The organism is Hydrogenophaga sp. (assembly GCF_048549895.1).
Lineage (GTDB): Bacteria > Pseudomonadota > Gammaproteobacteria > Burkholderiales > Burkholderiaceae_C > Hydrogenophaga.
In genome coordinates, this window is sequence record NZ_JBLYYB010000185.1 from 1 (window position 1) to 7,367 (window position 7,367).

Consider the following 7,367-nt stretch of genomic DNA (forward strand, 5'->3'; position numbering starts at 1 on the left):
CGCGGCATTTCTCGCGCGCATCCCGTCCCGGTTTTCCCTGGTGCACTACCACGGGAGCCACCTTCTGCGTGGCAGTCTGCACCACCTGCTGGAAGGTCGCTATCTGGCCGCTTGCCGCGTGCCGATGCTGATCAGTTTCGGGGGTGGTGATGCTCGCATCGTGGAGATGGCCAGGGCCCGCAATCCCTACTTTTACCGGGAGGCTGACCCTTCCAGAGACGACGGAATCCGTGCCTATCTGAAGTCTGTTTCCCGCTACGTGCGCTTCGCCGCCACTGACTGTGAAATGGCTGAATACGTAGCGCCTTATTTTGAAAGGGTGTTTGTGTTCCGGCAGCCTGTCGATCTCAAACGCTTCGATTTCAAACCGCCGAACACCAGCCGGCCACCTGTTTTCCTTCACGTTCCCACAGAGCCCAAAGTCAAGGGCACGGAGGAGATCGAGGCTGCCTTCGAACAACTCCGGGTAGAAGGCCATCAATTCGAATTTAGAAAACTCCGGCAGCTCAAGCAGTCCGAGTTCTATCGGGAGCTGTCTGCTTGCGATGTGTACGTGGATGAACTGCGTTGTGGATCGCATGGCGTCACCGCGGTAGAGGCTATGGCGGCGGGCAAGCCCACCATCACCTACATTCGCCCAGACTTGATCGAGAAGTACCCGGCAGAAATGCCACTGGTGAATGCCAATCCAGACACGATCACTTCCGTCTTGAGGGGGCTCATCGAAGACCCCCAGCGGCGCGCCAGCCTTGCCCACAAAAGCCGACAGTACGTCGAGAAATACCACGACTCGATCGTGGTCGCGCGCGAGATGATGGACATCTATCGGCAAGTCGGTCTCCGAGATACCTGACCATCTCCAATGACGACAAAGGAATGCATCTTCCAGAGTGCCGAAAAATACGCGGAGGTGCTTGCGCACATCCCCGCCGCCTTGCGCGTGGGCTCGGGCTACTTGCGGGAATCGCTTGCGGTTCGGCAGGCCGAGCGATGGGACACTCGGACCGCCGAAGCCCGTTTGCTGCCCAAGCTGCAACAACTGCTGTCGCATGCGGCCGCTCAGGTACCGTTTTACCGCGAGTTCTATCGCGACAAGGGCTACGCGGTCCAGGACTTTCGGACGTTGGGCGACTGGAAGCGCGTCCCCGTTGTGACCAAGCAGGACCTTCAGAAATACCCGCTCGAAGCCCGCTGCACCCCGAACGCCAAAGGACCGACGGCCAATACCGGCGGGACCTCCGGTAGTCCATTGGCGTTCAGACTCGAACGCAATGCCACGCCAGTCGAGTGGGCGCACATGCACCACATCTGGTCCGCTCACGGCTATCACGTGTCGCACTTGAAGCTGCGGCTGGGCGGCACGTACTTCTCGCATGGCGAGCCACTCAGCTTCCACCCTCGGCACAACGAATACGTTGTGAACGCCAATTGCCCCATGCCCGATGTGGTGGATGCGGTGCTGGCGCTGTCGGATCAGAAACTGTTTCGGTGGCTCCACGGCTACCCGAGCTTGGTAGCCGAATTCGCGCATGCGCTTGCCACAAGGCGAAACGCTGCGGCCAATCGCTTCATCGCCCACCTGAGGGGCGCCTTGCTCGGTTCGGAGTTCCCTGCTCCGGTGTACAGGGAGCCGATTGCTCGAGTCTTGACCGCCAACATCGTCAGCTGGTACGGGCACAGCGAGATGGCTCTTCTGGCCCGGGAGACTGCCGAGGGCGTGTACCAATCCTTGCCGACCTACGGATATGCCGAGGCCGTCAGCGCCGACGGCGGTGGGGGGCGACGCCTGGTGTGCACATCACTGCACAACCGTGTGCATCCGTTTATTCGGTACGACACCGGTGATCGCATCGCCGAGGTGTTCAGTGGCGCCGGCTCGCTTGCCTTTCGCATTGAAGAAGGCCGCATCGGCGACTTCGTCGTTGATCGGGCCGGTCGAAACGTATCGTTGACTTCCATCATTTTTGGTCGGCACCATGCCGCTTTCAACGAGGTGCTGCATCTACAGGTCCGACAGACACACGCAGGGCACATGTCTGTACTTGTCGTCCCGAGGTCCTTGCCCTGTGATGTAAAAGATGTGATGGCGGGATTCGACTTCGCCGGTGTGGACATAAGCTACGACGTTCAGGTCGTGGACCATCCGGTCCGCACGCGGTCAGGCAAGCTCAAGCTCAAGGTCGACACCTGAGGCCTGCCCGCGCATGAACGCAAAAGTAGGTATTGCCTTCAGGAAACTCTTCAGCCACGGCCTGCCCTACGTGATGCTGAGCAATGTGGCTCAGCAAGGTGTGGCCTTCCTCACGGTGCTGTTCGTGGCCAAATTTTTGCCTCCGTCGGAGTTTGGGCTAGTGCGCCTCGCGCTGGCCTACACCGCAGTAGCCACAGTGCTCGCGGCCGGGGGCATCACGGCGCCAATACTGCGCTACTGCGCCGACTCGGCCCTCGGCAACGAGCAGCGGCGCTCCCTGCTGGCGGTCGGCCTTCGCCGCACACTTGTATTCGCGCTGGTAGTTTCACTGGTCGCATTCGGCTTGGTACTCTCATCTCGGGAAGATACGGTTCAAACGAGCGTATTTGCCACATATGCGCTGCAGCTGCCTGCGCTGGCGATCGCCAGCCTGCTGCTGGTCTATCTCCAGGCCATTCAGCGGTTCAAGACTCTTGCGATCTACCAAGTTGCGATCCGGTTCGCTACGCTGGTGGTTTCCGTGGGCGCGGTGTACGCCTACGGCCTGATGGGACTGCTGGCGGCTACCCTGGTCATGGCCTATCTTGTCTGCGTGCCGCTGCTGGCTCTCTCCCGTCCGCAGTTTCGTCCTCCCCAGAAGGTTTGCGTACCAACAGACTTTTCAAGCTTGGCCTTTTACAGCGTGTTTGGCACTGCCGTCACGGCCCTGGGTCAATACGCGGACATGATCATTCTGGATCTGACGGGCACGCCCCGGGCAGACATCGCTGTTTATGCTTTGGCTACAGTTTTCTTTTTTGCGGCATTGGGCGTGGGCGGTGCGGTACAAAGCGTGGCCACACCCATGTTCACGTCGCTCATGCACGAACCGGCTGTGTTCCGCCAACAGCTGCTCCGGTGGTCCGTGCGGCTTGGCATTGCGGCTATTCCTGTGGCGATGACGCTAGTGTCGGTTGCCTGGCTGGTCGAAACCCGGTTTCTAGATAACAACTATGCAGGATTGAGCAAGCTGCTGGCCATCCTCATGCTGAAGTTCCTTCTGTGGAGCACCTACGCGGTCGGCGGCGCAGCGCTGGTAGGCGTAGGCGCTATCAAGCAAGGTGCAGGGATCGCCGTACTTACCACCATGGTCACGATTGCGATCGGATTTCCTTTGTGCGAGCGCTATGGCGTTTATGGCGCCGCTTGGACGCAGGTCATCGCCAGCCTGTTGTCGGCCATCGTGATCTGGTGGGTGCTGGTGGTGGAAACCCGATCCCTTCGCCAGCGTTCTGCCTTACCACCTGCCCGTGATGCGTAGCGCTCATCCTTCGCCAAAGCGCGTTAGCCAATTGGTCTACCGCATCCGCCACCGACTTGGTCGTGAAGTGTCACGGTGGATTGAAAAATTCACGCTTGTTTGGTTCGGAACGTTTCCAGACGAGAGTCATCACTTCGCCGTCAAGCCACTTTCAAGGCGCTTCACGCTCCTCCAACCGGGTTTCATGGCTTCGTTGAAAGCAAGTGACCCTCGGCTGCTTTCACTGCTGCAGCGCCAATCTACGTCTACCCTGAGACATACTTTCGATCTGCTTGGATCGGGGTCGGTCATCGTCGCTCATGGGGTTGAATGCAAAGGATGGGAAAACCTTCACTACTCTTCGCTCGCACCCATCCATGCCGACAAGAACGGACAATGGCTGGTTGGTCGGATCAACCGCACCAACCTCAAGGCGTCTCAACGCATATGGCAAATGGTCGGTCCGCACTACATCCCAATCGACTGGCAACGGGACTTCATTTCGGGCTACCGCTGGGATGAACGTTCCTGGCACCGGGATATTCGCCCGGGTGTTTTGCCCGGTGTTGATATAAAGGTCCCTTGGGAACTGGCTCGGATGCAGCACCTACCCAACCTGGCGCTGGCTTGCCACTTCGCACGCCAGCACACACCGGGGTTTCAAGACGCCTCCGTCTACGAACAAGAACTGCGAAACCAGATTCTTGATTTCATAGCCACCAACCCGCCCGGGTTTGGTGTCAATTGGGCATGCGTCATGGACGTGGCAATACGCTGTGCAAATCTACTTGTCGCACGCGACATCATCATGGCTTCGGGCGAGCGCCTGGATGATGTGTTTGAAAGCGTGTTCACCTCAAGCGTCCTGGCGCACGCCAGGCATGTCATCAAAAATCTGGAATGGTCTCCCGTGTACCGCGGCAACCATTACCTCGCCAACATCGTGGGGCTACTCTTCGCCGCCTCCTATCTGCCCAAAAGTGACGAGGTCGATGGCTGGCTGGCGTTCTCGGTCCAAGAACTCATGGCCGAGGTTGGCTATCAGTTTCACGATGACGGCAGCAACTTTGAGGCTTCGGTTTGTTACCACCGTTTGTCTGCAGAGATGGTGCTTTGGGGATTTGCACTTCTGAGCAACTTGCCTACAGAAAAGCTTGCAGTTCTGACACTGCCTGATTTCAACCACCGTAAAAAGTTGCCAAGACTCCGCCAGGAGACCTGGGCAATGCATCCCGTGCCGGGGAGTGATCGGATGTCGCCAGTGCCGCCCTGGTGTTGGGAGCGCTTGGCGAAGATGGCGGATTTCACCCAGGCCCTGACTCGACCCGATGGGAACGTCACTCAGTTTGGTGACAACGACAGCGGTCGATTCCTCATACTCGGGAGCGGCGAGCAGATTCGTGCAAACAACGACCCGGCAACTCCTGGCTGGTCCCTGGATCACGGCTCGCTGTTGGCAGGGATCCGAGCGCTCGTCGCCAACAGCTCGCACAACGCAGCTCTCGACGACGACCCCGCTGCAGAGATCATCCGGGCGTTTGCGGGATATGAACCAACGGTTAGAACCGCAACGCCTGTCCGTACTGCGCCAGCTTCATCTGGCGCTGTCGGGTCCGCACAAGTGTGGGCAGATCACATGCGACGCTTCGAAGACACATCGCAAACAGGGCGCTGGCGATCCCACTTTTCAGCCGATGTATCAGGCTTGCTCGATGAAATGACGCGTCAGGCTTTCATGGGTATGGGGTGCTTTGTGTTCCGCAGCCCCCGGCTTTATCTCGCGGTCCGCTGCGGAGAAATCGGCATTTCCGGGTTGGGCGCGCACGCGCATTGCGATCAACTCGGTATCGAACTGGTGCTGGATGGAGTCGACCACGTTCGCGATCCTGGCACCTTCGTCTACACCGCGTCCATAGAAAAGCGAAACGCCTACCGATCAGCAACCGCCCACCATGTCCCTCGAGTGGCGGGTCGCGAACCTGCCAATCTGAACCTGGGCCCGTTTGATCTCCGTGGAGCTTCCGAAGGCGAATGCCTCTACTTTGGAAGCAAGGGATTCATAGGTCGACATGCAGGCTATGGTGCTTGGGTCTATCGGATCGTCGCGCTTGAGGATGATGGAATTTCAGTCTTGGACTATGCGGAAGGTGATTTGGAGCTTTCTGATCCGACCCCAGTGCCGTTACCTTTTTCGTCGGGCTATGGATACCCCGCGAGCCATGCCTGTTCACCATCGTGAAAATTCTCATCATCACGTATTCGTATACGCCAGACCTCACGCCCAGAGCATTCAGATGGTCTGCATTGGCTCAACAGTTCTTGCTGCTGGGTCATGAAGTGCACATCCTTTGTGCAGCGCGTTTGTCTCAAGAAGCCTCTGCATCAGACGACGGCGTGAAGGTACACCGCGTTCAGGACTGGCTCTTGAATGCATCCCGGCGAGTGACTCCAGCAAGCACTGGCGCTGACGCTGGCATCACGAACTTTCCACAGTCCAAACCCTGGCACAAATTCACAGCAACGCTGCGAAAGTTTGCAAGGGCGGTTTGGCGAGCGACCTACTGGCCAGACTTCGCATGTGGATGGATCATCCCCGCCACAGCCGCCGCCAGACAGCTGTGCACTCACCACGATTTCGATTGGATGATTTCCGTCTCCCATCCTTTCACCGGTCACGTCGTGGGTCATCGGGCTCGAACGCATGCAGGCCAGGCGAAATGGTTGGTCGATATCGGTGATCCGTTTCACCTCATGTCGGAACCTGCCCCTAACAACCAGCGGCTCTACTCGCGTCTGAGCCGGCTTGTCGAAAATCGCATTCTGACGAATGCGGACGCGGTGTGCGTGACCACCGAATCCACGCGCCAAATGTACAGAACACACTTTGCGGTACCGGCCGAGAAAATCCGTCTGGCACCACCCCTGCTGTCCCTGCCGGCGCTGCCGCAGGGAGCGCCACCGTCAACACGTCCGGTGTTGCGGTTGGTGTTTGTAGGCACCCTGTATCGCAAGCTGCGAAGTCCAGGTTACCTACTGGCCTGCTTCGAAGCGCTGCTCTCTGCCATTCCCGACAGAAAGTTGGAACTGCACCTCTACGGCGCGGTCAACGATTGCGCTGAAGAGCTGGCGGCATGCCCTGTTCAGGTCAGAAAATTGCTGTTCGTGCACGGTATGGTGAGTCGCACACAGGTCCATGGCGCCATGCTGGACGCAGACATACTTGTCAACATCGGCAACGACTCGGCCTCACAGCTGGCCAGCAAAGTCATCGAGTACATGGCAATGGGGAGACCGATTCTGAACCTTGTCAGCATTGAGCAGGACACCTCAGTACAGGCCCTTAGTGACTATCCAGCCACGTTGACCCTCAAAAGAAACTCCAAAGGACTGTCATCAAACGAGCTGGACAAGCTTCGAGCTTTCGTGATTGCTCCACCTAACGTCTCTTCGTGTGCTGTCGAGCGGGTGAGGGAGCGTTTTTCCGCATCACATGTGGCAAATCTCTACATTGCACAAATGAGTGGGCAGCCAGAACCATGAACAAGATGTTGAGAGCATTCGGGATGCACAGTGAGTACCGCTGACATGCCGCCGGTTGTATTGACGGGGGCCAGTGGCTTCGTGGGTGGTCACTTGATCCCTTTGCTGCTGGCCGAAGGTACGCCGGTGCGCGCGCTGTCGAGGACACCACGTGCCAGCGGGATCCGCGGCATTGAATGGATCGTGGGTGACATGAAAGACCCGTCGGTATGGGAGCGGTTGCTGGTGCCTGACTGTACGGTGGTGCACCTGGCGTACGTACCGCAACCCTCGATCAGTGACGCCGTAGAGATGACCCGCGCCATGGTGACTGGTTGCGCGAAGGCACGCATTCGCCGCCTGATCCACTGCAGCACG

Annotated in this window: 6 protein-coding genes; all 6 read left to right on the forward strand. The window is 58.4% G+C overall.

Features of this window, described 5'->3' with window-relative positions; all coding sequences use genetic code 11:
• Window positions 1-853: glycosyltransferase family protein (locus ACN4F8_RS17525; protein ID WP_419474744.1), on the forward strand; the 853-nt coding region annotated here is incomplete at its 5' end.
• A 9-nt stretch (window positions 854-862) separates the two neighbouring features.
• The gene (locus tag ACN4F8_RS17530) at window positions 863-2,191 is read left to right on the forward strand and encodes a hypothetical protein (protein ID WP_419474745.1); all 1,329 of its coding nucleotides are present in this window, start codon (window positions 863-865) and stop codon (window positions 2,189-2,191) included.
• A 13-nt stretch (window positions 2,192-2,204) separates the two neighbouring features.
• The gene (locus ACN4F8_RS17535; protein WP_419474746.1) at window positions 2,205-3,491 is read left to right on the forward strand and encodes an oligosaccharide flippase family protein; all 1,287 of its coding nucleotides are present in this window, start codon (window positions 2,205-2,207) and stop codon (window positions 3,489-3,491) included.
• Complete coding sequence (locus tag ACN4F8_RS17540) at window positions 3,484-5,709, forward strand: heparinase II/III family protein (protein WP_419474749.1); 2,226 nt, start codon at window positions 3,484-3,486, stop codon at window positions 5,707-5,709. The genes ACN4F8_RS17535 and ACN4F8_RS17540 overlap by 8 nt, the downstream gene beginning before the upstream one ends.
• Complete coding sequence (locus tag ACN4F8_RS17545; protein ID WP_419474747.1) at window positions 5,706-7,010, forward strand: glycosyltransferase; 1,305 nt, start codon at window positions 5,706-5,708, stop codon at window positions 7,008-7,010. The genes ACN4F8_RS17540 and ACN4F8_RS17545 overlap by 4 nt, the downstream gene beginning before the upstream one ends.
• A gap of 45 nt (window positions 7,011-7,055) precedes the next feature.
• Window positions 7,056-7,367: NAD-dependent epimerase/dehydratase family protein (locus ACN4F8_RS17550; protein ID WP_419474748.1), on the forward strand; the 312-nt coding region annotated here is incomplete at its 3' end.

What these genes read in the sequence shown, in the direction of transcription:
- ACN4F8_RS17530 (WP_419474745.1), top strand. Translation starts at nt 863, where the DNA reads ATGACGACAAAGGAATGCATCTTCCAGAGTGCCGAAAAATACGCGGAG.
- ACN4F8_RS17540 (WP_419474749.1), top strand. Translation starts at nt 3,484, where the DNA reads ATGCGTAGCGCTCATCCTTCGCCAAAGCGCGTTAGCCAATTGGTCTAC.
- ACN4F8_RS17535 (WP_419474746.1), top strand. Translation starts at nt 2,205, where the DNA reads ATGAACGCAAAAGTAGGTATTGCCTTCAGGAAACTCTTCAGCCACGGC.